Source organism: Pseudomonas sp. MIL19 (assembly GCF_028680365.1).
Lineage (GTDB): Bacteria > Pseudomonadota > Gammaproteobacteria > Pseudomonadales > Pseudomonadaceae > Aquipseudomonas > Aquipseudomonas spirodelae.
Genome location: NZ_JAPPVG010000001.1, coordinates 230,002 through 253,814 on the forward strand (window position 1 = coordinate 230,002; position 23,813 = coordinate 253,814).

General features: G+C 58.8%; 28 protein-coding genes. 13 read left to right on the plus strand and 15 right to left on the minus strand.

What is annotated here, in order from left to right; translation table 11 throughout:
• Positions 1-34: 34 nt before the first annotated feature.
• Positions 35-664: an alpha/beta hydrolase gene (locus N1078_RS01100; RefSeq protein WP_274086362.1), complete on the minus strand. Its 630-nt coding sequence runs from the start codon at positions 662-664 to the stop codon at positions 35-37.
• A gap of 129 nt (positions 665-793) precedes the next feature.
• Between N1078_RS01100 and N1078_RS01105 the strand changes: the two genes are divergently transcribed.
• Positions 794-1,231 carry a YhcB family protein gene (locus N1078_RS01105; protein ID WP_274086363.1) on the plus strand — a complete coding sequence of 146 codons (438 nt, stop codon included), beginning with the start codon at positions 794-796 and terminating at the stop codon, positions 1,229-1,231.
• 84 nt (positions 1,232-1,315) lie between these two features.
• Here the strand turns inward: N1078_RS01105 and cysN are convergent, their stop codons facing one another.
• The 3 genes from cysN to N1078_RS01120 all read right to left on the minus strand — a co-directional run bounded on the left by cysN (position 1,316) and on the right by N1078_RS01120 (position 5,145).
• Positions 1,316-3,211, minus strand: a complete 1,896-nt coding sequence (cysN, locus tag N1078_RS01110; protein WP_274086364.1) for a sulfate adenylyltransferase subunit CysN — start codon at positions 3,209-3,211, stop codon at positions 1,316-1,318.
• A 1-nt stretch (position 3,212) separates the two neighbouring features.
• A complete protein-coding gene (gene cysD / locus N1078_RS01115; RefSeq protein ID WP_274086365.1) occupies positions 3,213-4,130 on the minus strand; it encodes a sulfate adenylyltransferase subunit CysD in 918 nt (305 codons plus the stop codon).
• A gap of 256 nt (positions 4,131-4,386) precedes the next feature.
• Entirely contained in the window at positions 4,387-5,145 is a 759-nt protein-coding gene (locus N1078_RS01120; RefSeq protein ID WP_274086366.1) for a Nif3-like dinuclear metal center hexameric protein, read from the minus strand.
• Between the two features lie 112 nt (positions 5,146-5,257).
• On the opposite strand from N1078_RS01120, the gene algW reads away from it, so the two are divergent.
• The gene (gene algW, locus N1078_RS01125; protein ID WP_274086367.1) at positions 5,258-6,400 is read left to right on the plus strand and encodes a Do family serine endopeptidase AlgW; all 1,143 of its coding nucleotides are present in this window, start codon (positions 5,258-5,260) and stop codon (positions 6,398-6,400) included.
• Positions 6,401-6,508: 108 nt separating this feature from the next.
• Here the strand turns inward: algW and hisC are convergent, their stop codons facing one another.
• From hisC to N1078_RS01175, 10 genes are all read right to left on the minus strand, one after another.
• Complete coding sequence (hisC, locus tag N1078_RS01130) at positions 6,509-7,561, minus strand: histidinol-phosphate transaminase (protein ID WP_274086368.1); 1,053 nt, start codon at positions 7,559-7,561, stop codon at positions 6,509-6,511.
• Positions 7,562-7,644: 83 nt separating this feature from the next.
• On the minus strand, positions 7,645-8,955 hold the full coding sequence (hisD, locus tag N1078_RS01135) for a histidinol dehydrogenase (protein WP_274086369.1): 1,311 nt from the start codon (positions 8,953-8,955) through the stop codon (positions 7,645-7,647).
• Between the two features lie 123 nt (positions 8,956-9,078).
• Positions 9,079-9,714, minus strand: coding sequence for an ATP phosphoribosyltransferase (gene hisG, locus N1078_RS01140; RefSeq protein WP_274086370.1), 636 nt, complete (start codon positions 9,712-9,714; stop codon positions 9,079-9,081).
• Between the two features lie 4 nt (positions 9,715-9,718).
• Positions 9,719-10,984, minus strand: coding sequence for a UDP-N-acetylglucosamine 1-carboxyvinyltransferase (murA, locus tag N1078_RS01145; protein ID WP_274086371.1), 1,266 nt, complete (start codon positions 10,982-10,984; stop codon positions 9,719-9,721).
• A gap of 12 nt (positions 10,985-10,996) precedes the next feature.
• Positions 10,997-11,236, minus strand: a complete 240-nt coding sequence (locus N1078_RS01150) for a BolA family protein (RefSeq protein WP_274086372.1) — start codon at positions 11,234-11,236, stop codon at positions 10,997-10,999.
• Between the two features lie 131 nt (positions 11,237-11,367).
• Positions 11,368-11,676, minus strand: a complete 309-nt coding sequence (locus tag N1078_RS01155; protein WP_274086373.1) for an STAS domain-containing protein — start codon at positions 11,674-11,676, stop codon at positions 11,368-11,370.
• Positions 11,673-12,305: an MlaC/ttg2D family ABC transporter substrate-binding protein gene (locus N1078_RS01160; RefSeq protein WP_274086374.1), complete on the minus strand. Its 633-nt coding sequence runs from the start codon at positions 12,303-12,305 to the stop codon at positions 11,673-11,675. Before N1078_RS01160 ends, N1078_RS01155 begins: the two co-directional genes overlap by 4 nt.
• A gap of 14 nt (positions 12,306-12,319) precedes the next feature.
• Positions 12,320-12,790 carry an outer membrane lipid asymmetry maintenance protein MlaD gene (mlaD, locus tag N1078_RS01165; protein WP_274086375.1) on the minus strand — a complete coding sequence of 157 codons (471 nt, stop codon included), beginning with the start codon at positions 12,788-12,790 and terminating at the stop codon, positions 12,320-12,322.
• Complete coding sequence (mlaE, locus tag N1078_RS01170; protein WP_274086376.1) at positions 12,790-13,587, minus strand: lipid asymmetry maintenance ABC transporter permease subunit MlaE; 798 nt, start codon at positions 13,585-13,587, stop codon at positions 12,790-12,792. Before mlaE ends, mlaD begins: the two co-directional genes overlap by 1 nt.
• Complete coding sequence (locus N1078_RS01175) at positions 13,587-14,396, minus strand: ATP-binding cassette domain-containing protein (RefSeq protein WP_274086377.1); 810 nt, start codon at positions 14,394-14,396, stop codon at positions 13,587-13,589. The genes mlaE and N1078_RS01175 overlap by 1 nt, the downstream gene beginning before the upstream one ends.
• A 236-nt stretch (positions 14,397-14,632) precedes the next feature.
• On the opposite strand from N1078_RS01175, the gene N1078_RS01180 reads away from it, so the two are divergent.
• The 10 genes from N1078_RS01180 to N1078_RS01225 all read left to right on the plus strand — a co-directional run bounded on the left by N1078_RS01180 (position 14,633) and on the right by N1078_RS01225 (position 21,767).
• A complete protein-coding gene (locus N1078_RS01180) occupies positions 14,633-15,607 on the plus strand; it encodes a KpsF/GutQ family sugar-phosphate isomerase (RefSeq protein ID WP_274086378.1) in 975 nt (324 codons plus the stop codon).
• Positions 15,607-16,146 carry a KdsC family phosphatase gene (locus tag N1078_RS01185; RefSeq protein ID WP_274086379.1) on the plus strand — a complete coding sequence of 180 codons (540 nt, stop codon included), beginning with the start codon at positions 15,607-15,609 and terminating at the stop codon, positions 16,144-16,146. The genes N1078_RS01180 and N1078_RS01185 overlap by 1 nt, the downstream gene beginning before the upstream one ends.
• An 8-nt stretch (positions 16,147-16,154) precedes the next feature.
• Positions 16,155-16,724: an LPS export ABC transporter periplasmic protein LptC gene (lptC, locus tag N1078_RS01190; RefSeq protein WP_274086380.1), complete on the plus strand. Its 570-nt coding sequence runs from the start codon at positions 16,155-16,157 to the stop codon at positions 16,722-16,724.
• Positions 16,711-17,253, plus strand: a complete 543-nt coding sequence (lptA, locus tag N1078_RS01195) for a lipopolysaccharide transport periplasmic protein LptA (protein ID WP_274086381.1) — start codon at positions 16,711-16,713, stop codon at positions 17,251-17,253. Before lptC ends, lptA begins: the two co-directional genes overlap by 14 nt.
• Before the next feature lie 2 nt (positions 17,254-17,255).
• Entirely contained in the window at positions 17,256-17,981 is a 726-nt protein-coding gene (gene lptB / locus N1078_RS01200) for an LPS export ABC transporter ATP-binding protein (RefSeq protein WP_090243414.1), read from the plus strand.
• Between the two features lie 137 nt (positions 17,982-18,118).
• On the plus strand, positions 18,119-19,633 hold the full coding sequence (locus N1078_RS01205) for an RNA polymerase factor sigma-54 (RefSeq protein WP_274086382.1): 1,515 nt from the start codon (positions 18,119-18,121) through the stop codon (positions 19,631-19,633).
• 191 nt (positions 19,634-19,824) lie between these two features.
• A complete protein-coding gene (hpf, locus tag N1078_RS01210) occupies positions 19,825-20,133 on the plus strand; it encodes a ribosome hibernation-promoting factor, HPF/YfiA family (RefSeq protein WP_274086383.1) in 309 nt (102 codons plus the stop codon).
• Positions 20,134-20,148: 15 nt separating this feature from the next.
• Positions 20,149-20,622 (plus strand): PTS IIA-like nitrogen regulatory protein PtsN, encoded by a 474-nt coding sequence (gene ptsN / locus N1078_RS01215; RefSeq protein WP_108488228.1) that lies wholly within the window; start codon positions 20,149-20,151, stop codon positions 20,620-20,622.
• A 2-nt stretch (positions 20,623-20,624) separates the two neighbouring features.
• Positions 20,625-21,482, plus strand: coding sequence for an RNase adapter RapZ (gene rapZ, locus N1078_RS01220; RefSeq protein WP_274086384.1), 858 nt, complete (start codon positions 20,625-20,627; stop codon positions 21,480-21,482).
• A 12-nt stretch (positions 21,483-21,494) separates the two neighbouring features.
• A complete protein-coding gene (locus N1078_RS01225; RefSeq protein WP_274086385.1) occupies positions 21,495-21,767 on the plus strand; it encodes an HPr family phosphocarrier protein in 273 nt (90 codons plus the stop codon).
• 64 nt (positions 21,768-21,831) lie between these two features.
• On the opposite strand, the gene pmbA is transcribed toward N1078_RS01225, so the two are convergent.
• Positions 21,832-23,178, minus strand: coding sequence for a metalloprotease PmbA (gene pmbA, locus N1078_RS01230; protein WP_274086386.1), 1,347 nt, complete (start codon positions 23,176-23,178; stop codon positions 21,832-21,834).
• 103 nt (positions 23,179-23,281) lie between these two features.
• On the opposite strand from pmbA, the gene yjgA reads away from it, so the two are divergent.
• Positions 23,282-23,800, plus strand: a complete 519-nt coding sequence (yjgA, locus tag N1078_RS01235; RefSeq protein ID WP_274086387.1) for a ribosome biogenesis factor YjgA — start codon at positions 23,282-23,284, stop codon at positions 23,798-23,800.
• The last annotated feature ends 13 nt before the right edge of the window (positions 23,801-23,813 follow it).

Genomic DNA, 23,813 nt, shown 5'->3' on the forward strand with positions numbered 1-23,813 from the left:
CGCTTATCAACTCAGGCGCAGACGGCCTGTAGGGTCAGAGACGCGGCAGTAAGAGATCCTTCAGATCCGTCAGCTTGCCGTGAAAAAAGTGCCCGCATTCTGCCACTTTCAGCAGCTCATGGGCACGCCCGAGTGCCGCCGACCAGGCGTAAACCACCTGCGGGTCGATCACTTCGTCGTCTTCTGGCTGGATCAGGATCAGTGGACAGTTGCTCGCCGGCGGATGCTCCGCGGTCAGCCGGTGCACCGCTGGGGCGACCATAAAGAGCTTATTAACCGTCAGCCCTTGAGCTTCCAAACGCGCGCCCAGGGCGGCGGCGACAAAGCCGCCAAAGGAGAAACCGAGCAAGGTCAGCGGCAAATCAGGATATTGCTGGCGCAGCCACAGGGCCACAGCCTCGGCATCATCCACCTCGCCGCTGGCCATGTCGTGGCTGCCAGCGCTGGCACCGACGCCGCGGTAATTAAAACGTAAGGTGGCTAGGCCACTGTCACGGGCGGTGCGCTGCAAGGTGGAAACCACCTTATTGAGCATGGTGCCGCCTTGCACTGGATTAGGGTGACAGATCAGCGCCACACCACGGGCGTCAGGGGTGTCCAGCCACAGGGCTTCGAGTTGGCCGCTGGGGCCGGCAATCATCGTGGGGGTTTCGCGGGTGAGCAACAGGGAACTCCGTGACCTCACAGTGGGTCGACTCGTCTAGCTACAGCCTGCGCCGCACACATCATTCGGCTATACAGCGCAGGTTCGAGCCGTTAACGTAAAGCAAAGCCGTTTAGAGAGGAAGGACTCGTGGAACAGACGCTTACCGCCTGGTTGCTACCCGCCATTACCCTGGTAGCTGGCATTGCCATTGGCTTCCTGATTGCGCGCCTGGCACCCAATGCGGCCCCCAGCCGTACCCAACGCCAACTTGACGAAATTCAAGAACGCTTCGACACCTACCAGAGCGAGGTGGTTACCCACTTCAACACCACCGCCAATTTGGTGAAGAAGCTCAGCCAAACCCAGCTTGATGTGCAGCAGCATCTGTCCGAAGGGGCTAACCGCCTAGCCCTGGACGAGCTGACCCGCCAACGCCTGCTGGCCACCCTGCATGCTGAAGACAGCGGTGAAAAACGTGAGCGCCTGAAAGCCCCAGCCCACCACGAAATGCCCAAGGACTACGCACCGAAAAGCGCCGACGTGCCAGGCATGCTGGATGAAAGCTACGGCTTAAAGAAAAAGTAAGCGCCGCTCTGGCCGCCGCCTCTGGTTCTTTAGCCGACAATAAAAAGCCCCGCACTTGGCGGGGCTTTTTATTGCGCAGCGGATTTAAATCGCGCCCCGCTCGCGCAGCAGTGCCAATACCTGTTTGACACTCTCCTCCACCGACAGCGCCTGCGTGTCGATCACCAGATCGGCATTCAGCGGCACGTCGTAGGGGAAGGACTCACCCGGGATATTGTCGCCGCCGGCCGCGTACAGGCCTTGCGGGTCACGCTCGGCGCAGACTTGCGGTGAGGCCTGCACGTAGACGGTGATCAGGCGTTCAGCGCCAATCAGCGCCTTGGCCTGCTCACGGCCTTCGGCATCCGGCGCGACAAAGGCCGCCAGGGTCAGCAAGCCAGCCTCGTTGAATTGGCGCGCCACGTGGGCGGCACGCCGCCAGTTCTCGGTACGCCCAGCACGGTCCTGCGGCAGGCCCTTGTTCAGGTCGTGACGCAGGTTCTGGCCATCCAGCACATACACCGCACGACCAGAGTCGAACAGCTTGCGCTCTACGGCATAGGCCAGAGTGCTTTTGCCAGCTCCAGACAGGCCACTGAACAGCACGGTCGCGGGCTGCTGACCGAAACGCGTGGCACGCTCCTCGGTAGATACATGAGCCAGCTGGCCGTGATGCCCACCGTTACCGCCCACAGGTTCGGCGATGATCATGCCGGCACCGACAGTGCCGTTAGTCAGGCGATCAATAACGATAAACGCGCCAGTGGTGCGGTTATGCGCATAGCCGTCCAGCGCAATCGGCGCGTCCAGGGCAATGCGCACCTGGCCGATTTCGTTGAGCTGCAGGCTGCTCGCCGCCCCCTCTTCCAGGGTATTTACATCCACCCGGTGAGCGATGCTGGCAATCGAGCCAGGCACATAACTGGTCGCGCGCTTGATGTCGTACTTCTTGCCCGGCAGCATCGGCTCTTCGGCCATCCACACCAGCATGGCGTCGAAGCTGTCGACCACCTGTGGACGGTTGTCGCTGTGCACCAGCATGTCGCCACGGGAGACGTCGATTTCGTCTTCCAGGGTGATGGTGATGGCCTGGTCAGGGCCGGCATGCTCCAGCTCACCGTCGAAGGTGACGATAGATTTGACCTTACTGCCCTTGCCCGATGGCAACGCCACAACCTCGTCGCCCTTGCGCACGATGCCGCTGGCCAGGGTGCCGGCGAAACCACGAAAGTTCAGGTTAGGGCGGTTAACGTACTGCACCGGGAAGCGCAGGTCGTCGAAATTACGGTCGCCCGCCACTTCTACCGTTTCAAGAATCTCCATCAGCGACTGACCGGTGTACCAAGGCGATTGCTCGCTCTTGTTGACCACGTTGTCGCCCTTCAGCGCCGACATCGGCACGAAGTGCATCGAGCTTGGCTTGAAGGCAATGCCTTCGACGAACGCCAGGTAATCGGCCTTGATCTGCTCAAACACGCCCTGATCGAAGCCTTTGAGGTCCATCTTGTTGACCGCAATGACGATGTGCTTGATGCCCAGCAAGGAGGCAATAAAGCTGTGACGCTTGGTCTGGGTCTGCACGCCGTAACGGGCGTCGATCAGAATGATCGCCAGGTCGCAGTTGGATGCGCCGGTGGCCATGTTGCGGGTGTACTGCTCATGGCCGGGGGTGTCGGCGATGATGAACTTACGCTTGGTGGTGCTGAAATAGCGGTAGGCTACATCGATGGTGATGCCTTGCTCGCGCTCGGCCTGCAGGCCGTCGACCAGCAGCGCCAAGTCGACCTCTTCACCCGTGGTGCCGGATTTCTTCGAGTCTTTGGTGATGGCGTCCAGATGGTCTTCGTAGATCATCTTGGAGTCATGCAGCAGGCGGCCGATCAGCGTGCTTTTGCCGTCATCGACGTTGCCGCAGGTAAGAAAGCGCAGCAGCTCTTTACGCTCGTGCTGGCCCAGATAGGCGAGGATGTCCTCGCTGATCAAATCGGATTGATGCGACATATTAAAAGTACCCCTGACGTTTCTTCTCTTCCATCGAGCCGGCGGAGTCATGGTCGATGACGCGGCCTTGGCGCTCAGAGGTTTTGGCCAACAGCATTTCCTGAATAATCTCCGGCAAGCTGGTTGCCGTGGACTCCACCGCACCCGTCAGCGGGTAGCAGCCGAGGGTACGGAAGCGCACCATCTTTTTGTGGATGCTGGCTTTTTGCTCAGGGGTAAGGTGCTCAAGGATGCGCTCGTCGTCGATCATGATCAGCGCGCCGTTCATCTCGATCACTTCGCGCTCGGCGGCGAAATACAGCGGCACAATCGGGATGCTTTCCAGGTAGATGTACTGCCAGATGTCCAGCTCGGTCCAGTTGGACAGCGGGAATACGCGGATCGACTCGCCCTTCTTGACGTTGCCGTTGTACACATTCCACAGCTCAGGGCGCTGATTCTTCGGGTCCCAGCGGTGCTTGCTGTCGCGGAAGGAGTACACCCGCTCTTTAGCCCGCGACTTCTCTTCGTCGCGGCGCGCGCCACCGAATGCCGCGTCAAAGCCGTACTTGTCCAGCGCCTGCTTGAGCCCCTCGGTCTTCATCACGTCGGTGTGCTTGGCACTGCCGTAGGTGAAGGGGTTCATGTCCTGCGCCACGCCATCGGGGTTGGTGTGGGTGATCAGGTCCAGGCCGTACTCGTTAACCATCTTCTCGCGGAAGCTGTACATCTCCTGAAACTTCCAGCGCGTATCAACGTGCATCACCGGAAACGGCAGCTTGCCCGGAAAGAACGCCTTGCGTGCCAGGTGCAGCATCACGGCGGAGTCTTTACCGATGGAATAGAGCATTACCGGGTTGTCGAATTCGGCGGCCACTTCACGAATGATGTGGATACTTTCCGCCTCCAGCTGTTTCAGATGGGTCAGTTTATCGAGCATGGCTACTCACGAATGGCGATGTGTTTAGGCCGATGGCCGTGGACGAGACGGCACTCTAGCACAGCACCTTTGTCTAATCAGGAGCCTGGTTAGATCGAAACGATCTAGCTTTATGCCAGCAAAATAGACGCTCCGCGCCCATTAACGACCTCACGAAGCAGAGCCAGGCTCGGAACAATGACCGGCGACAGTAATAACCGAGCAGCCCCCGCGAGGGAATCAAATGACCGAAGGGTGCGGGCGGCTGCAGGAATACTCAGATGGGGTTGGGGCAATCGATAAATAGATGTTCAATCGCAAAGCGCCGGGCCAGGTAATCGCCCAGCGCCTGCACACCGTAACGCTCGGTGGCGTGGTGGCCGGCGGCAATAAAGCTGACGCCATTTTCGCGCGCGCTGTGGAAGGTCTGTTCTGAGGCCTCGCCGGTTAAATACAGATCAACCCCGGCTGCGATGGCCTGGTCGATATAGCCCTGACCACCGCCAGTGCACCACCCCACTCGACGGATCATGCCCTCGCCCTCGACCAACAGTGGCTCACGCCCCAGCACCCGCTGCACATGCGCGGCAAAATCCTGCGCCGTCATCGCTTCAGCCAATGAGCCGATCAGCCCTACGGTGCGCGGATTATCGGGTTCCAGCGGGCCCTCAACAGTGATGCCCAGTTGCGCCGCCAATTGCACGTTATTGCCCACCTCAGGGTGGACATCCAGCGGCAGGTGATAAGCCAGCAAGCTGATGTCGTTGCCCAGCAAGGTTTGCAAGCGGCGGCGTTTGATCCCGGTGACGCAGGCGTTCTCGCCCTTCCAGAAGTAGCCGTGGTGCACCAGTACCACGTCAGCATCGGCCTCAACGGCAGCGTCGAGTAACGCCTGACTGGCGGTGACGCCACTGACGATACGCCGAACCTGCGGCCGTCCTTCTACCTGTAAGCCATTGGGGCAGTAGTCGCTGATACGCGCGGCGTTAAGAAAGCGATCGGCTTCGTCCACCAGGGTCGTCAGGGCAATAGCCATAGGATGTCCTTAATCAAGCGTTATGAGACGCTGCTTTATTATCAGTCGCCTCTCTATAATGGCGCACCTTAAGGGCCGCACTTGCTGCCCTGCAACCCTCAGGATTGTTTCAATGCTCAAGGCCCTGCGTCCCTTCGGCTGGCCCCTACTGGTCGGTGTGCTCCTGGCACTGCTGATCATGCAGTATTTCCCGCAATGGGTCGGCTTGCCGGGACAGGACGTGCATGTGCGCCAGGCCCCGTTCTACAGCCGCATGCAGGAAGGGCCGGTGTCCTATGCCGAGGCGGTCACCACCGCGTCCCCGGCGGTCGCCAACCTGTACACCACCAAGTTCGTCAACAAGCCGCCCCACCCGCTATTCGAGGACCCGCAGTTCCGCAAGTTCTTCGGTGACAACCTGCCCAAACAACGGCGCATGGAGTCGAGCCTGGGCTCGGCTGTGATCATGAGCCCGGAAGGCTACCTGCTGACCAACAACCACGTGGTCGCCGATGCCGATCAGATCGTGGTGGCGCTAAAAGATGGCCGCGAAACCCTGGCACGACTGATTGGCAGTGATCCGGAAACCGATCTCGCGGTATTGAAAATTGACCTGCCGGACCTGCCGTTTATCATTCTCGGCCGCTCGGACAACATCCGTATTGGCGATGTCAGCCTGGCCATCGGCAACCCCTTCGGCGTCGGCCAGACCGTGACCATGGGCATCATCAGCGCCACCGGGCGCAACCAGCTGGGCCTCAACACCTACGAAGATTTCATCCAGACCGATGCGGCGATCAACCCGGGCAACTCGGGCGGCGCACTGGTGGATGCCTACGGCAACCTGATTGGCATTAACACCGCGATTTTTTCCAAATCCGGTGGTTCCCAGGGCATTGGCTTTGCCATCCCGGTGAAACTGGCGATGGAAGTGATGCAGGCGATTATCGAGCACGGCCAGGTGATTCGTGGCTGGCTGGGTATCGAGGTGCAACCGCTAACCCCAGAGCTGGCCGAGTCCTTCGGACTGGAGGGTCGTCCCGGCATCATCGTGGCCGGCATCTACCGTGACGGACCGGCACAAAAAGCCGGCCTGCAACCAGGTGATCTAATCCTCAGGATCGCCGGTGAAGCGGCCAGTGACGGCCGCAGTTCAATGAACCAGGTCGCACGCGCCAAGCCAGGCGAGCGGATCCGCATCGACATCCTGCGCAACGGCGAGCCCATGCAATTGACCGCCGAAATTGGCGTTCGACCACCCGTCAACGAAAAATAATCCGCTCTGCGTCCTGTCGCACCCGGCCGTAGAGTGGCTGCATATCTAATAAGGCGGCATAAAAAAGCCGGAGCGTTATAGCGCTCCGGCTTTTTTAAACACTTCAGATTAGAGGCTTTGCAGGGCCTCCAGCAGTGCTTGATTCTGCTCTGGCGTACCAATGGTGATGCGCAGGAACTGGGCAATGCGCTGCTGCTTGAAGTGGCGCACGATCACGCCCTGTTCACGCAAGCCCGCTGCTAGGGTCGCGGCATCTTTCTCCGGGTGACGAGCAAAGACAAAGTTCGCCGCCGAAGGCAACACCGTAAAGCCGAGCTTCTCCAGCCCAGCCACCACAACCTCACGGTTGTCGATCACCTGCTGACAGGTTTGCTGGAAATACGCCTTGTCCGCAAACGCCGCCGCCGCACCTGCAATTGCCATGCGATCCAGCGGATAAGAGTTGAAGCTGTTTTTGATCCGCTCCAGCGCCTCGATCAGGTCCGGGTGACCGACCGCAATCCCAACCCGCAGCCCAGCCAGGGAGCGCGACTTGGACAACGTTTGGCTAACCAGCAGGTTCGGATATTTATCCACCAGGCTGATCGCCGTCTCGCCGCCAAAATCGATATAGGCCTCATCGACCAGCACCACGGTATCGCTGTTGGCCTTGAGCAGCCGCTCAATGGCATCTAGGCCCAAGGCGCAACCAGTCGGCGCATTCGGATTAGGGAAGATGATGCCGCCGTTGGGCCGCACGTAATCTTCCACGCGAATCTGAAACTGCTCATCCAGCGGCACCTGTACGGAGTCGATGCCATACAGGCCGCAGTACACTGGATAGAAGCTGTAGCTGATGTCCGGAAACAGCAGCGGCTGGCCGTGTTGGAACAGGCCGTGGAAGGCGTGCGCCAACACCTCATCGGAACCATTGCCGACGAAGACCTGAGCCGTCTGCACCCCGTAATAATCGGCCACCGCTTGCTTGAGCCGGTCGCTATTCGGGTCCGGGTACAGGCGCAGGTTGTCGTTTACCTCGGCCTGCATGGCGGCAATCGCCTTGGGCGACGGGCCATAGGGATTTTCATTGGTGTTGAGTTTGACCAGCTTGGCCAGTTTCGGCTGCTCACCCGGTACATAAGGCACCAGGTCTTTGACGAAGGGGCTCCAGAATTTGCTCATCTGCCCTTCTCTCCTCGAATTCGTTGCGGTCATTGGCGGCGCTGATGGGTATCGCTTCGCTCAACCCATCCTACATTCGCTCGTTAGTTCTTGATGCGGTACTCGGCGCTGCGGGCGTGGGCAGTCAGCGACTCGCCACGGGCCAGTACACTGGCGACCTTGCCCAACTCAGAAGCACCTTCTGCCGAGCAATGGATGATCGACGAGCGCTTCTGGAAGTCATACACCCCCAGCGGCGAGGAATAGCGCGCCGTGCCGGAGGTTGGCAGCACGTGATTGGGACCTGCGCAGTAATCACCCAAGGCTTCGGCGGTGTAACGGCCCATAAAGATCGCGCCAGCATGACGGATCAACGGCAGGTACTGCTCGGGGTTTTCCACCGACAGCTCCAGGTGCTCTGGCGCGATGCGGTTGGCCACTTCAATGGCCTGCGTCATATCAGCAACCTGGATCAGTGCTCCACGGCCTTCAAGCGAGGTGCGGGCAATCGTCTCGCGCTCCAGGGTAGGCAGCAGCTTGGCGATGCTTTCGGCGACGCGGTCGAGGAAGGCCACATCCGGGCTGACCAGAATCGACTGGGCGTCCTCGTCGTGCTCGGCCTGGGAGAACAGGTCCATGGCGATCCAATCAGGATCGGTCTGGCCGTCGCACACCACGAGAATTTCCGAAGGGCCAGCGATCATATCGATGCCGACCTTGCCGAATACGTGGCGCTTGGCGGTGGCGACATAGATATTGCCGGGGCCAACAATCTTGTCCACCGACGGCACGCTTTCAGTGCCGTACGCCAGCGCGGCGACGGCCTGGGCACCACCGATGGTGAACACGCGGTCAACGCCAGCAATGCAGGCGGCAGCCAGCACAATTTCATTGATCTCGCCACGCGGCGTCGGCACCACCATCACAACTTCCGGCACGCCGGCGACCTTGGCCGGAATGGCGTTCATCAGCACTGAGGACGGATAGGAAGCCTTACCGCCTGGCACATACAAGCCAGCGCGATCCAGTGGTGTGACCTTCTGCCCCAGCACCGTGCCGTCGGCTTCGGTGTAAGTCCAGGACTCCTGCTTCTGCCGCTCGTGGTAAATCCGCACACGTTCGGCAGCCTTTTCCAGCGCACGGCGCTGCTCGTCGGTGATGCGGGTCAGGGCCAGTTCCAGGCGCTCGCGCGGCAGGATCAGGTCGGCCATCGAGGCGACATCCAGGCCATCGAACTGCTTGGTGAACTCGACCAATGCGGCATCGCCACGCTCACGCACAGCTTTGATGATATCCAGCACGCGATGGTTGACCGCATCGTCCGAGACACTTTCCCAGCTCAGCAGATGATCCAGATGCTGGGCAAAGTCCTGGTCAGCGGCATTGAGTCGGCGGATAGCGATAGGAGCGGTCATAGCGGGCCTCTTAATTGGCAAATGCTCGGGCGTCGCTAGGCTACCAAGCCCACCGCATGGACGCCCGAGAAAATTGGCTATGACACGGATAGGCAAGCGCGGCGTAATGCCGCGCAGAGGGTATTAGCGTGGGTGTCGCGCTTCGACCGCTTCACGCAGGGTGTCGATCAACAGCTGAATGCGCGCATGCTGCATCTTCATCGACGCCTTATTGACCACCAGGCGCGAGCTGATCGTGGCGATCAGCTCCTGAGCTTCCAGACCGTTGGCGCGCAAGGTGTTGCCGGTGTCGACCACATCGATGATCTTGTCCGCCAAACCCACCAGCGGCGCCAGTTCCATCGAACCGTACAGCTTGATGATGTCGACCTGACGGCCCTGCTCGGCGTAATAACGCTTGGCCACGTTGACGAACTTGGTCGCCACACGCAGCCGGCCTTTCGGCTCAGGCGCGCCGACGGCACCGGCGGTCATCAGTTTGCACTGGGCAATACGCAGGTCCAGTGGCTCATACAAACCCTGGCCGCCGTACTCCATCAGCACATCCTTACCCGCCACACCGAGGTCGGCCGCGCCGTGCTCAACATAAGTCGGCACGTCGGTGGCACGTACGATCAACAGGCGAACGTCATCCAGCGTGGTCGGGATAATCAGCTTGCGGCTTTTATCCGGATTTTCCGTCGGTTCGATGCCGGCTGCCGCGAGCAGCGGCAGGGTGTCGTCAAGAATCCGGCCTTTGGACAGAGCAATAGTCAGCATGATCTCAACCCGGTACGCGGCGAATCTTGGCACCCAAGAGCTGCAGCTTCTCTTCGATACACTCGTAACCGCGGTCGATGTGATAGATACGGTCGATCAGGGTGTCACCCTCGGCCACCAGCGCAGAGATCACCAGGCTGGCCGATGCACGCAGGTCAGTCGCCATAACTGGCGCGCCCTTGAGTTTCTCGGTGCCGGTGACGATGGCGGTGTTGCCCTCAACCTGAATCTGCGCGCCCATGCGGATCATTTCATGCACGTGCATAAAGCGATTCTCAAACACGGTTTCGATCACCGTACCGGTGCCCTCGGCAACCGCATTAAGCGCGACGAACTGCGCCTGCATGTCGGTCGGGAAAGCAGGGTACGGAGCCGTACGCAGGTTTACCGCTTTCGGCCGTTTGCCATGCATGTTCAGCTCGATCCAGTCGTTACCACAGGTGACTTCGGCACCCGCTTCCTGAAGCTTGGACAATACCGCCTCGAGGGTGGTCGGATCAGTATCCTTGACCTTGACGCGGCCACCAGTGATTGCCGCCGCCACCAGGTAGGTGCCGGTTTCGATACGGTCAGGCATCACGCTGAAACGCGCACCATGCAGACGCTCAACACCATCGATGATGATGGTGTCAGTGCCGGCACCGGTGATTTTCGCACCCATGGCGATCAGGCAATTAGCCAGGTCGACCACTTCCGGCTCACGTGCGGCGTTTTCCAACACGCTGCGGCCCTTGGCCAGAGTGGCGGCCATCATGATGTTCTCGGTACCGGTCACGCTGACGGTATCGAAGAAGAAGTGCGCGCCACGCAAGCCGCCTTCAGGCGCTTTGGCCTTGATGTAGCCGGCCTCGACATCGATGATCGCGCCCATGGCTTCGAGGCCACGGATGTGCAGATCAACCGGACGCGAACCAATGGCACAACCACCCGGCAGGGCCACTTCGGCATAGCCAAAACGCGCGACCATCGGACCGAGCACGAGGATCGAGGCGCGCATGGTTTTCACCAGCTCATAGGGTGCAACCAAGGTCTTGATTGCCCGCGCGTCGACTTCTACGCTGAGCTTTTCATCAATGATTGGCTCAATACCCATGCGACCGAACAGCTCGATCATGGTGGTGATGTCGTGCAAATGCGGCAGGTTGCAGATGGTAACGGGGGCGTCACCGAGCAGGGTAGCGGCGAGAATCGGCAGGGCAGAGTTCTTCGCCCCGGAAATGCGGATTTCGCCATCAAGGCGCACACCGCCGGTAATAATCAGTTTGTCCATGATGCTCTCGGTTTAGGAGCGCGCGGCCCAATCGGCACGGCTAAAGAATTTCATACTCACGGCGTGGATACTGCCATCGGCAATCCAAGCGTTGAGGTGAGCATAGATCTGCTGCTGACGCTTGACTGGGCTAAGTGAAGCCAGCTCGTCACTGATCAGGTTCAGCTGAAAGTTGCAGCCTTCGCCTTCAACTTCCACCTGGGTATCCGGCAATTTAGCCTCAAGGAGACTTTTTACTTCTAAGGCCTGCATGCTCAACCTCGATCAACGCATAAATTAACGACAGCCGAGCAGATGCTCGCGGGTCGGGCATCATACAAAAAAGCCCCCCGCCTGCGAACCCCGCATTCCTGCCAACCGACCGAAGCCAGGGCGACAGTTGCTCAAGATTGCAGCGGCAGAATGTCCAACAACCCGCAAACACCGGCAATTTCATGCATATCTTTGGGCAGACTGCGCACGGTTAGGGTTTTGCCTGCAGCACTGGCGTCACGCATAAAGGCCAGCAACAAGGACAGCCCGACGCTGCTGGATTTCTCCACTGCGCTGCAATCGAGCACGAACGCAGACGCCTGACTGGCCTTTAGCAAACGCGCACCCTGCTCACGCAGCGCCGGAGCGCTCTGGTAATCCAGCCCGCCAGCCAGAATGAAAACACCGGGCGAGGTTTCGCTGATGCGGGCCGAAATCACGACGCATCCGCCCCTTGACGGGCCTTGGCGACTGTTTCAGTCCAGTTATCGATGACCTTGTCCAGGTCATGGCGATTGTCTTGCATGGCTTGGGCGAACTGATCGCGGAAAAGCTTGCCGACGTTAATCCCATTGATAATCACGTTGCGCATCTTCCAGGTGCCATCCTGGCTGACCATGGTGTAAGACAGCGGATAGACCGTGCCATTACCGTCCTTGATTTCCATGTTGACCGCAGTGCGCTGCGGATCCTGCTGACCACTTACCGGCAGCACACGGATGTCCTGATTGTTGTATTCCAGTAGTGCGTTGCCATAAAACTGCATCAGGCTGCGCTTGAAGTTTTCCTGAAACCGCTGCATTTGCTCAGGCGTGGCCTGGCGCGAATAGCGCACAGTCATCACGCCACGGGAAATCCCATCAACATCCACAACCGGGCCGAGAATAGTGTTCAGCGCGTCGTAGAATGCACCCGGATCGGTACGGTATAGCTCTTTGTTGGCCTTAAGATCCGCCAGCAGCGTAGTGGTCGTCTGCTGCACGACATCATGGGCCGCCGGAGCGGCCAGCAGCGAACATGAGATGAACGCTAAGCAAACAAAAAGACTGTTACGCAGTGCTTTGATCATCGTTAGGCCCCTTATCAATTAGCCTGGTCTTTGTTGACCGAGTTGAGCAAAAACTTACCAATCAAGTCTTCCAACACCAGGGATGACTGCGTGTCATAGATGGTGCCGCCATCGCGCAACACGTCTTCTTCGCCACCCACACTGATGCCAATGTACTTCTCGCCCAGCAAGCCGGCGGTAAGAATCGAAGCGGTGGAGTCGACAGGCAAGTTATCCACGGCATCATCCAACAGCATGGTGACGCGCCCCATGTAACTGCTACGGTCCAGATCGATTGCAGTGACCTTGCCGATTGCCACACCGGCCATAGTGACTTTAGATCTGACCGTCAAACCGGCGATATTCTCAAAGTGCGCATAGACCTTATAAGTGTTGTCAGTACTGCCCACAGTCAGTCCACTGACGCGCAAAGCCAAGAGCAGCAAAGCCAATAACCCAGCCAACAAGAACAAGCCGACACCCACTTCCAGCGTGCGGTTCTGCATCAGAAATCTCCAAACATCAAAGCGGTCAGAATAAAGTCCAGCCCCAATACGGCGAGCGAGGCGTACACCACGGTTTTCGTGGTGGCACGACTAATCCCTTCCGACGTCGGCTCACAGTCATAACCCTGAAACACGGCAATCCAGGTCACCACAAACGCAAAGACCACACTCTTGATCACGCCATTGAGCACGTCTTCGCGAAACGAAACACTGCTTTGCATGTTGGCCCAGAACGAGCCTTCATAAACCCCCAGCCAGTCGATGGCGACCATAGCGCCGCCCCAGATACCGACCACACTGAAGATCATCGCCAGCAGCGGCATTGAGATAAACCCGGCCCACAAGCGCGGAGCGACAATATATTTGAGCGGGTCAACGCCAATCATCGCCAAGCTCGACAGCTGCTCGGTGGATTTCATATTGCCAATTTCCGCGGTCAACGCTGACCCGGCGCGCCCGGCAAACAACAAGGCCGTAACCACCGGCCCGAGCTCACGCAGCAAGGTCAGAGCAACCATCTGCCCCACTGCCTGCTCAGAGCCATATTGAGCCAAAATACTGAAGCCCTGCAGTGACAGCACCATACCGATAAAAATGCCGGACACGACAATGATGGCCAGCGACATCACCCCAACCGAGTACAGCTGCTTGACCAGCAATTGAAAACCATTGCCCGTCGAACCACGACCAAACAGCGCGCGCAGCAGAAACAGTCCCGAACGCCCCAGCGTGGCCACTACATCAATACCGGCGCGCCCGAACAGGCGCACCCGTTCAAGCACAGACGTCTTACGCATCAGCGCTCCCCCAGCAGATCGTCGCGGTAGTTGGCCGCAGGAAAGTGGAACGGCACGGGGCCATCAGGGATGCCCTGCATAAACTGACGTACGCGGGGGTCTTCCGAGGCTTTCAACTCCTCTGGTGTGCCCTGCCCCAATACCTGGGTATCACCGACGATATAGATGTAGTCGGCAATGCTGGCGGTTTCCGCCAGGTCATGGGAAACCACAATACTGGTGATCCCCAGCGCATCACTGAGCAGACGAATCAGTCGCACCAGCACGCCCATGGCAATGGGGTCTTGCCCCACGAAGGGCTCGTCATACATGAGTATTTGCGGATCCAGGGCAATCGCCCGCGCCAATGCCACGCGACGCTTCATCCCGCCTGACAATTCATCGGGCATCAAATCCAAGGCACCGCGCAGGCCCACCGCCTGCAGCTTCATCAGCACGATGTCGCGAATCATCTCTTCGGGTAGCTGGGTATGCACCCGCAACGGAAAGGCGACGTTTTCAAACACATCCAAGTCGGTAAACAACGCACCACTCTGGAACAACACGCCCATCTGCTTACGCATATCGAACAGATCACTGCGCGACAGCGTCGGTAGATTTACGCCATTAACCCACACCTCGCCCTGGCTCGGTTTGAGTTCGGCAGCAATCAAACGCAACAGCGTGGTTTTGCCACAGCCGGACGGCCCCATAATCCCGGTGACCTTGCCACGCGGAATACGGATATCGATGTTTTTGAAAATATCCCGCTCGCCGCGTTTAAAGCTCAGGCGTTTGAGCTCAACTGCATACGGGTTCTCGGCGTTCATCTGGACTCCTTGCTAAACGCTTGCCTGACTGACGTACAGCCCCATAAAAAGGGCACTTCTGATCGCCTAACGTGCCGAAAATGGGCGCGAACTATAGCATCGCGAGCCCCTTCGCCCAAGATTGATCTTGTCGCCATAGAAACGCGCCAGTGCCCAGCTTGAAACTGGAAACACTGGGCAGGCGCACCTTTACCGTTATAATCAGCAGCTTTTAGCCCGCACGCCGCAGAGAAGTCATGAGCCAATCCACCGATCTGATTGAGTCAGCGCAGCGCACCATTCGCTTGGAACTAGAAGCCATTCAAGACCTGCTGCAACGAATCAACGGCGATTTCGTGCGTGCTTGCGGGCTGATTCTTGCCAGCAAAGGCCGCGTGGTTGTGGTCGGCATGGGTAAATCCGGCCATGTCGGCAACAAGATTGCCGCCACCCTGGCCAGCACCGGCACCACTGCGTTCTTTGTGCACCCGGCCGAAGCCAGCCACGGCGATATGGGCATGATCACCCGCGATGACGTGGTGTTGGCACTGTCTAACTCTGGCTCCACTGTGGAAATTGTTACCCTGCTGCCGCTGATCAAGCGCCTCGGCATCACCCTTATCAGCATGACCGGCAACCCCGAATCGCCGCTGGCCAAGGCTGCCGAAGTCAACCTCGACGCCCGCGTAGCGCAAGAAGCCTGCCCACTGAACCTGGCCCCAACCTCCTCCACAACCGTATCCCTGGTACTGGGTGACGCACTGGCCATCGCTTTGCTGGAGGCCCGCGGCTTTACCGCCGAAGACTTCGCCTTCTCCCATCCGGGCGGCGCATTGGGCCGACGCTTGCTGCTCAAGGTTGAAAACGTCATGCACGCCGGCGCCAGCCTTCCGCGCGTCAAACGTGGCACCTCACTGCGCGACGCGCTGCTGGAAATGACCCAGAAAGGCCTGGGCATGACGGTCGTGACCGAAGACGATGGCCGCCTCGCCGGGGTATTCACCGATGGCGACCTGCGCCGCACCCTAGATCGCAATATCGACGTTCGCCAGACCATTATCGACGAGGTCATGACTGCGCACGGCAAGACTGCCCGCGCGGAGATGCTTGCAGCAGAGGCACTGAAAATCATGGAAGACCATAAGATCAGCTCACTAGTCGTGATCGACGACAACCAGCAACCGGTTGGCGCATTGAATATGCACGACCTGCTGCGCGCCGGAGTCATGTAATGAGTACTGACGTGAACACCCAAGACCTGCTGCAACGCGCCAAGGCCGTCAAACTGGCGATTTTCGATGTGGACGGCGTACTCACCGACGGCAAACTGTATTTCCTCGTCGACGGCAGCGAATTCAAGACCTTCAACACCCTCGACGGCCACGGCATCAAAATGCTGATCAACTCCGGCGTACGCACTGCAATCATCAGCGGCCGCAAGACCCCGGTGGTTGAACGCCGCGCGCAGAACCTGGGAATTCAACACCTGTACCAGGGCCGCGAAGACAAGCTAGTGGTACTCGATGAGCTACTCGGCGAACTGGGCCTAGACTACTCACAGGTCGCTTACCTGGGTGACGACCTGCCCGACCTGCCAGTGATGCGCCGCGTAGGCTTAGGCATGGCGGTCGCCAGCGCTGACGGTTTTGTTCGCCAACATGCTCACGGCATTACTCATGCGCGCGGCGGCGAAGGTGCTGCACGTGAGTTCTGCGAGCTGATCATGCACGCCCAAGGCACACTTGAAGCAGCTCAAGCCGCTTACCTATAAGGCCTACCATGCCCCGCAAATTATTTAATATTGCTCTGCTTGCCGGCGTCATCGCGCTGGTGGCAGCACTTGGCTACTGGAACCTCAGCCCCGACGGCTTTAATCAGCAGCCTGACAGCGCCGTGACTGACAATGCCATCGACTTTTACGCCACTAATACCTATACCGTGCAATACCAAGTCGACGGCAAACTGCACTATGAGCTGACTGCAGACAAGGTCGAGCACATCAAGGCCAGCGACATCACCCTGATGACCAGCCCGAACATGGATCTATTCCGCGGCACAGCGCTGCCCTGGAAAATCCGCAGTGAGCGCGGCGAAGTCTCTCCAGGCGGCACGGAAGTTGAATTGATCGAGAACGTGCGCGTCGATCGTACTGACGCCAAAGGCCGCCCAACTATTCTCACCACCAGCCGCCTGACCGTGTTCCCCGAGAAGGAATATGCGCAGACCCAGCAAGCCGTTAGAATCGTCGCGGCCAACGGGGTGACCACGGCAAAAGGAATGAAAGCGTACATGAATGACGGCAGGATGCTCCTGCTGTCCAACGTAAGAGGTCAGCATGAGGCTCGTTAACACCCTCCCCCTACTACTCAGCCTCAGTGCCGCACTCGGAAGTGCTAGCGCCTGGGCCCTGCCGTCCGACCGTGATCAACCGATCCGCATCCAGGCCGACAGTGCAGAGCTTGATGACAAACAAGGCGTGGCGGTCTACCGCGGCGACGTGGTGATTACTCAAGGCACACTGAAAATCACCGGCAACACCGTGACCATCACCCAGAACGCCCAGGGTGATGTCGAAGTCTTTACTTCAGTCGGCAAGCCGGCCTACTACGAACAACTGCCATCTGCCGACAAGCAGGTCGTCAAGGCCTACGGCCTGACCATCCAGTACTTTATGGCCAATGATCGCGTGGTATTGATTGACCAGGCCAAGGTGATCCAAGAAGGCAACACCTTCGAAGGCGAGAAAATCGTCTATGACACCCAGCGCCAGATCGTCAACGCCGGCCGCGCCACAGGCACCAATATCACAGCGCCACGTCCGCGCATTGACATGGTGATCCAGCCGAAGAACAAACCAGCCGACCAGCAGGCGCAGTAATAATGGCCACATTGAAAGCCCAACACCTGGCCAAAAGCTACAAAGGCCGCCAGGTCGTACGCGACGTCAGCCTGAGCATCGACAGCGGGCAGATCGTCGGATTGCTCGGCCCCAACGGTGCCGGCAAGACCACCTGCTTCTACATGATCGTCGGCCTGGTGCAAGCCGATCAGGGCCGCGTGATGATCGACGACCTCGACGTCAGCCATCAACCGATGCATGGCCGCGCGCGCGCCGGTATCGGCTACCTGCCGCAGGAAGCCTCGATCTTCCGCAAGCTCAGCGTGGCCGACAACATCATGGCCATTCTGGAAACCCGCAAAGACCTCGACGGCGCATCACGCCGCAAGGAGCTTGAGGGCCTGCTGCAGGAGTTCCATATCAGCCATATCCGCGACAACCTTGGCATGAGTTTGTCTGGCGGTGAGCGCCGCCGCGTGGAAATTGCCCGCGCCCTGGCGACCAACCCCAAGTTCATTCTGCTCGACGAACCCTTCGCAGGGGTTGACCCGATTTCCGTGGGCGACATCAAGCAGATCATCCATCACCTCAAGGCCAAGGGCATCGGCGTATTGATCACCGATCACAACGTGCGCGAGACTTTGGATATTTGCGAAACGGCTTACATTGTCAGCGACGGCCAACTGATCGCCGAAGGTGATGCCGAGACCATTCTGGCCAACCAGACAGTAAAAGAAGTTTACCTGGGGCATGAGTTCCGACTGTAACTACGGCTTTTCTCAAGCCTGTTGCAGCCAAGGCTAGGCAAAAGCTTTAGAGTCAGGCATATAATTTGCTTCCTGGCGGCGTTTTTAAAAACGCCCTGTAGTGGATTGCGCAAAGACGCCGGTAAATAAGGTCTGCAATGAAACCATCGCTCGTCCTGAGAATGGGCCAGCAGCTGACGATGACACCGCAGCTGCAACAAGCCATCCGTCTGCTCCAACTGTCGACCTTGGATCTGCAACAAGAGATCCAGGAAGCCTTGGAGTCCAACCCGATGCTCGAACGCCAAGAAGAAGGCGATGACTTCGACAACTCGGACCCCATGGCCGATGGTGCAGAAAGCGCCAACACCAGCGAGCAGGCTGAAGCCCCCTTTCAAGAAACCAGCTATCAGGAAACCACGCAGACTGTGGACAACCTGGAAGAAGGCGACTGGGGTGAGCGCATCCCTAATGAGCTGCCCGTCGACACCGTCTGGGAAGACATTTACCAGACCAGTGCCAGCAGCCTTCCCAGCAACAGCAACGATGATGACGAGTGGGATTTCACCACCCGCACCTCCAGCGGTGAGAGCCTGCAAAGCCATTTGCTGTGGCAGCTCAACCTGGCGCCGATGTCGGACAAGGACCGCCTGATTGCTGTAACCCTGATCGATTGCATCAACGACCAAGGCTACCTGGAAGAAACCCTGGATGAAGTAGTCGACGCATTTGATCCCGAGCTGGACATCGAGCTCGACGAAGTCGAAGCCGTGCTACACCGCATTCAGCAGTTCGAGCCCACCGGCATTGCCGCGCGCAACCTGGGTGAATGCCTACTGCTGCAACTGCGTCAGCTGCCGACTAAAACCCCGTGGCTGAGCGAAGCCCAGCGCCTGACCAGCGATTATCTCGACCTGCTCGGCAGCCGCGACTACAGCCAGCTGATGCGTCGCATGAAGCTCAAGGAAGACGAGCTGCGCCAGGTCATCGACCTGATCCAGACCCTCAACCCGCGCCCCGGCTCGCAGATAGAATCCAGCGAGCCGGAATACGTGGTGCCCGACGTGATCGTGCGCAAACACAACGAGCGCTGGCTGGTGGAACTGAACCAGGAAGCCATGCCCCGCCTGCGGGTCAACGCACAATACGCCGGCTTCGTGAAGCGCGCCGACTCCAGTGCCGACAACACCTTTATGCGTAACCAGTTGCAGGAAGCGCGCTGGTTTATCAAAAGCCTGCAAAGCCGCAACGAAACTCTGATGAAGGTGGCCACACAAATCGTCGAGCACCAGCGCGGCTTCCTTGATTACGGCGACGAGGCCATGAAGCCCCTCGTGCTGCACGACATTGCTGAAGCCGTAGGGATGCACGAGTCGACTATTTCACGGGTGACCACGCAGAAATTCATGCACACCCCGCGCGGTATTTACGAGCTGAAGTACTTCTTCTCCAGCCACGTCAGCACCTCTGAAGGGGGCGAATGTTCGTCGACGGCGATCCGCGCCATCATCAAAAAACTGGTCGCGGCGGAAAATGCGAAAAAGCCGTTGAGTGACAGCAAGATCGCTGGTCTACTGGAGGCACAAGGCATTCAAGTCGCTCGCCGTACGGTCGCAAAATACCGTGAGTCCCTCGGAATAGCGCCCTCTAGTGAGCGCAAACGATTGATCTAAGGCGGCACCAAGAAGGAAGACCCGTCACACTGCACAGAACCTTTCAGGCAAGGCTTTTCGCTACGCAGCTATACAGCTCAAAGCCATAAGCGCCAATGCCAAATCCGTTCTGCCAGAGTCTTCCATGCCACAGTGTTCCGGCGGCAGGCCTCTTGCCTGCCTCTTACACACGGTAACAAGGAGAAAGCGGTATGCAAGTCAACATCAGTGGACACCAGCTGGATGTGACCGACGCCCTGCGCGACTATATCGGCGAAAAACTCGGCCGATTAGAACGCCACTTCGACAAGATCACCAATGTGCAAGTCATCATGGAGGTCGAGAAACTCAAGCAGAAAATCGAAGCGACCCTGCATATTGCAGGCGGTGAAGTCGTCGCGAATGCCGAGCATGACGACATGTACGCCGCCATCGATTTACTGACCGACAAACTCGATCGACAACTCATCAAACACAAGGAAAAACAGCTCGATCGTCAACAAGGCGCTATGGCCCGCTGACGTCGTCTATCTCCTATGATCCGACTTGAAACTATCCTGACCCCCGGCCGTTCCCTCGTGAACGTGCCGGGCGGCAGCAAAAAACGTGTTCTCGAACAGATTGCCAACCTAGTGGCGCGTGAGCTGCCTGACTTGGATGGCCAAGACATCTTCGAAAGCCTGATTGCCCGTGAAAAACTCGGCTCAACCGGTTTCGGTAATGGCATTGCCATACCGCACTGCCGCCTGCCGGGTTGTACTGCGCCAATCAGCGCTTTACTGCGTTTGGACGCTGCAGTCGACTTCGACGCCATCGACGGCGCCCCCGTCGACCTGCTGTTTGTCCTGCTGGTGCCAGAAGCCGCCACTGACGCTCACCTGGAATTGCTTCGGCAGATCGCGAGCATGCTCGACCGCAGCGACGTGCGCGCCAGCCTGCGCCAAGCCGAAAGTAGCGAAGCCTTGTATCAAGTGGTCGTTGACGTACAAAGCCAACTCAATCGAGCCTGAACATGCGCCTGATCATCGTTAGCGGTCGTTCTGGCTCGGGGAAGAGCACGGCCCTTGATGTGCTCGAGGACAACGGTTTCTACTGCATCGACAACCTACCCGCGGGGCTGCTGCCAGAACTGGCCGAGCGCGCCCTGCTGCATACTGAACTGCTGCATCCGCAGGTCGCAGTATCCATCGATGCGCGCAACCTGCCGAGCCACCTCAAGCGTTTCCCCGAGCTGCTCGACGAGGTTCGCGCACGCCACATCAAATGCGATGTGCTCTACCTGGACGCCGACGAAGAAACCCTACTCAAGCGTTTCTCGGAAACCCGCCGGCGCCACCCGCTGACCAACGAGAATCGCTCGCTGGCTGAAGCCATCGCCGATGAAAGCCTGCTGCTAGGCCCGATCACCGACCTGGCCGACCTGAAGATCGATACCACCCACCTCAACCTGTACCAGTTGCGTGACAGCATCAAACTACGCCTGCTTAGCCAGCCCGAACCGGGCACGGCATTCCTGCTCGAATCGTTTGGCTTCAAACGCGGCATGCCGGTGGATGCCGACCTGGTATTCGACGTGCGCTGCTTGCCCAATCCCTACTGGAAGCCAGACCTGCGCGACTACTCGGGCCTCGACCAGCCGGTTGTCGATTACCTCACCGCCCAGGCCGATGTCGAGGAGATGTACCAAGACATCCTTGCCTACCTAAGCAAATGGCTGCCACGCTTTGCCGCCAGCAACCGCGCCTATGTCACGGTGGCGATCGGCTGCACTGGCGGGCATCATCGCTCGGTATACCTGGCCAACCGCCTGGGCGAAACACTCAAGCCCATTCTAAAAAATGTCCAGATTCGCCACCGCGACCTCAGCTAAGGAATTGCCGCGATGCCCGCCTGCGAAATCACCATTATCAACAAGCTTGGCCTGCACGCCCGTGCGGCTGCCAAATTTGTTGGCGTTGCCGGGCGCTTTCCTTGTCAGGTCAAAGTCGGTCGCAGTCCCGACAGCCTGGTGGATGGCAAAAGCATCATGGCGGTGATGATGCTCGCCGCCGGCAAAGGCACTGACGTGCACCTGCATACAGAAGGTGAGCAAGATGCCGAAGCCCTGCAGGCACTGAGTGAGTTGATCAACAACTACTTCGATGAAGGCGAGTAAAGCCGCCGACCATAAAAAAGGGCTGCTCACGCAAATGAGTAGCCCTTTTTTTGTGCCGTATTACTTAGCTACCGGCTACCGTCATCCGCTCGATGAGCACCGAACCGGTACGAATGTTACTGCGCAGCTCCAGATCATTACCGACTGCGACAATCTGCTTAAACATGTCACGCAGGTTGCCGGCGATGGTGACCTCCTGCACGGGGAACTGAATTTCCCCGTTTTCCACCCAGTAGCCGCCAGCACCGCGCGAATAATCACCGGTGACCATGTTCAGCCCCTGGCCCATCAGCTCGGTGACCAACAGCCCGCGACCCATGCGCTTCAGCAGGGCTTTCTGGTCTTCATCGCCATGGCTGACGAACAGGTTATGCACGCCGCCAGCGTTGGCCGTACTGGGCATGCCCAGCTTGCGACCGGAATAGGTACTGAGCACATAGGACAACAGCTCGCCGCGCTCGACAAACGACTTGGCATAGGTCGCCAGACCATCACCATCGAAGGCAGCACTGCCGAGTGCCCGCGGAATATGCGGCCGCTCATCGATGGTCAGCCATTCGGGAAACAGCTGCTGCCCCAAAGTCCCCTCAAGAAATGACGACTTGCGATACAGGTTGCCTCCCGAAATAGCCGCTAGAAAGCTGCCAAACAGCCCGCCTGCCAGCTCGGCGGCAAACAGCACCGGCACTTCACAGGTCGGCACCGGACGCGCGCCCAAACGGCTCACAGCTCGCTCGGCAGCCAGGCGCCCAATGCTGCTCGCATCGGCCAGCAACTCGCCCTGGCGGTTAACGTCATACCAGTAGTCGCGCTGCATCTGCCCGGCCGCTTCGGCAATCATTACGCAGCTGAGGCTGTGCCGTGTACTGGCATAACCACTGACAAAGCCATGGCTATTACCGTAAACCCGGCACCCCTGATGGGTATTGAGCGTGGTGCCATCTGCATTCTTGATCCGCTGATCAGCGGCAAAAGCCGCTGCCTCACAACTCAACGCCTGCTCAATGGCCTGCTCTGGGGTGATTGACCAGGCGTGATACAGATCCAGCTGCGGCAGTTCACGCGCCATCAGTGCAGCATCGGCCAAGCCGGCGCACTCATCCTCGGAGGCATGCTTAGCAATCGCCAACGCTGCCGCGACGGTTTCACGAATGGCCGCCTCACCGCTGGCGGACGTGCTGGCCGAGCCCTTGCGCTGGCCAACATATAACGTGATGCCAAAACCTTGATCACGGTTGAACTCGACCGTCTCCACTTCGCGCTGACGCACCGTGGTGGACAAGCCCTGCTCCACCGACACGGCCACCTCACAGGCGCTGGCCCCCTGCTTTTTCGCTTCGGCAATAATCTGCTCCACCTGCGCCTGCAATTGCGGCACGGCCTGGGGCCCGACGATGTCTACTGCACTCATAAAAACTCCTGAACGATAAGCGGCAAGCGCGACCACACAGGCCAGACGCTTACAGCTGGAAACTTGCTGCTATCATGGCGGCGTTTTCCACTGGACCGCCACCATGTCTGAATACCTTGACGACTTCTCCGGCGAGAAGAGCAAAACCCAGATCAAACGCGAGCTGCATGCGCTACAAGATCTGGGGCAACGCCTGACTACCCTGAAGCTCGATCTGCTGAACAAGCTACCGCTGACCGATGAGCTGCGCCGCGCGCTCGCCGAAGCGCCCAAGCACACCGCCAATGCGGCGAAAAAACGCCATGTGCAGTTTATCGGCCGGTTGATGCGCGACCAGGATGTCGAATCCATCCTGACCCTGCTTGACCAACTGGACGCCTCCACACGCCAGTACAACGAACGCTTCCATAACCTCGAGCGTTGGCGCGACCGCCTAATCAACGGTAACGATGACACCCTGGAGGCCTTTGTCGGCGAGTATGCCGAGGCTGACCGCCAACACCTGCGCCAATTGATCCGCCAGGCTCAACACGAACTGGCACAAAACAAAGCGCCAGCAGCTTCACGCAAAATCTTCAAATACATCCGCGAACTGGATGAAGCACAACGCGGTTTGCGCTAAGCCGCGATGGTGG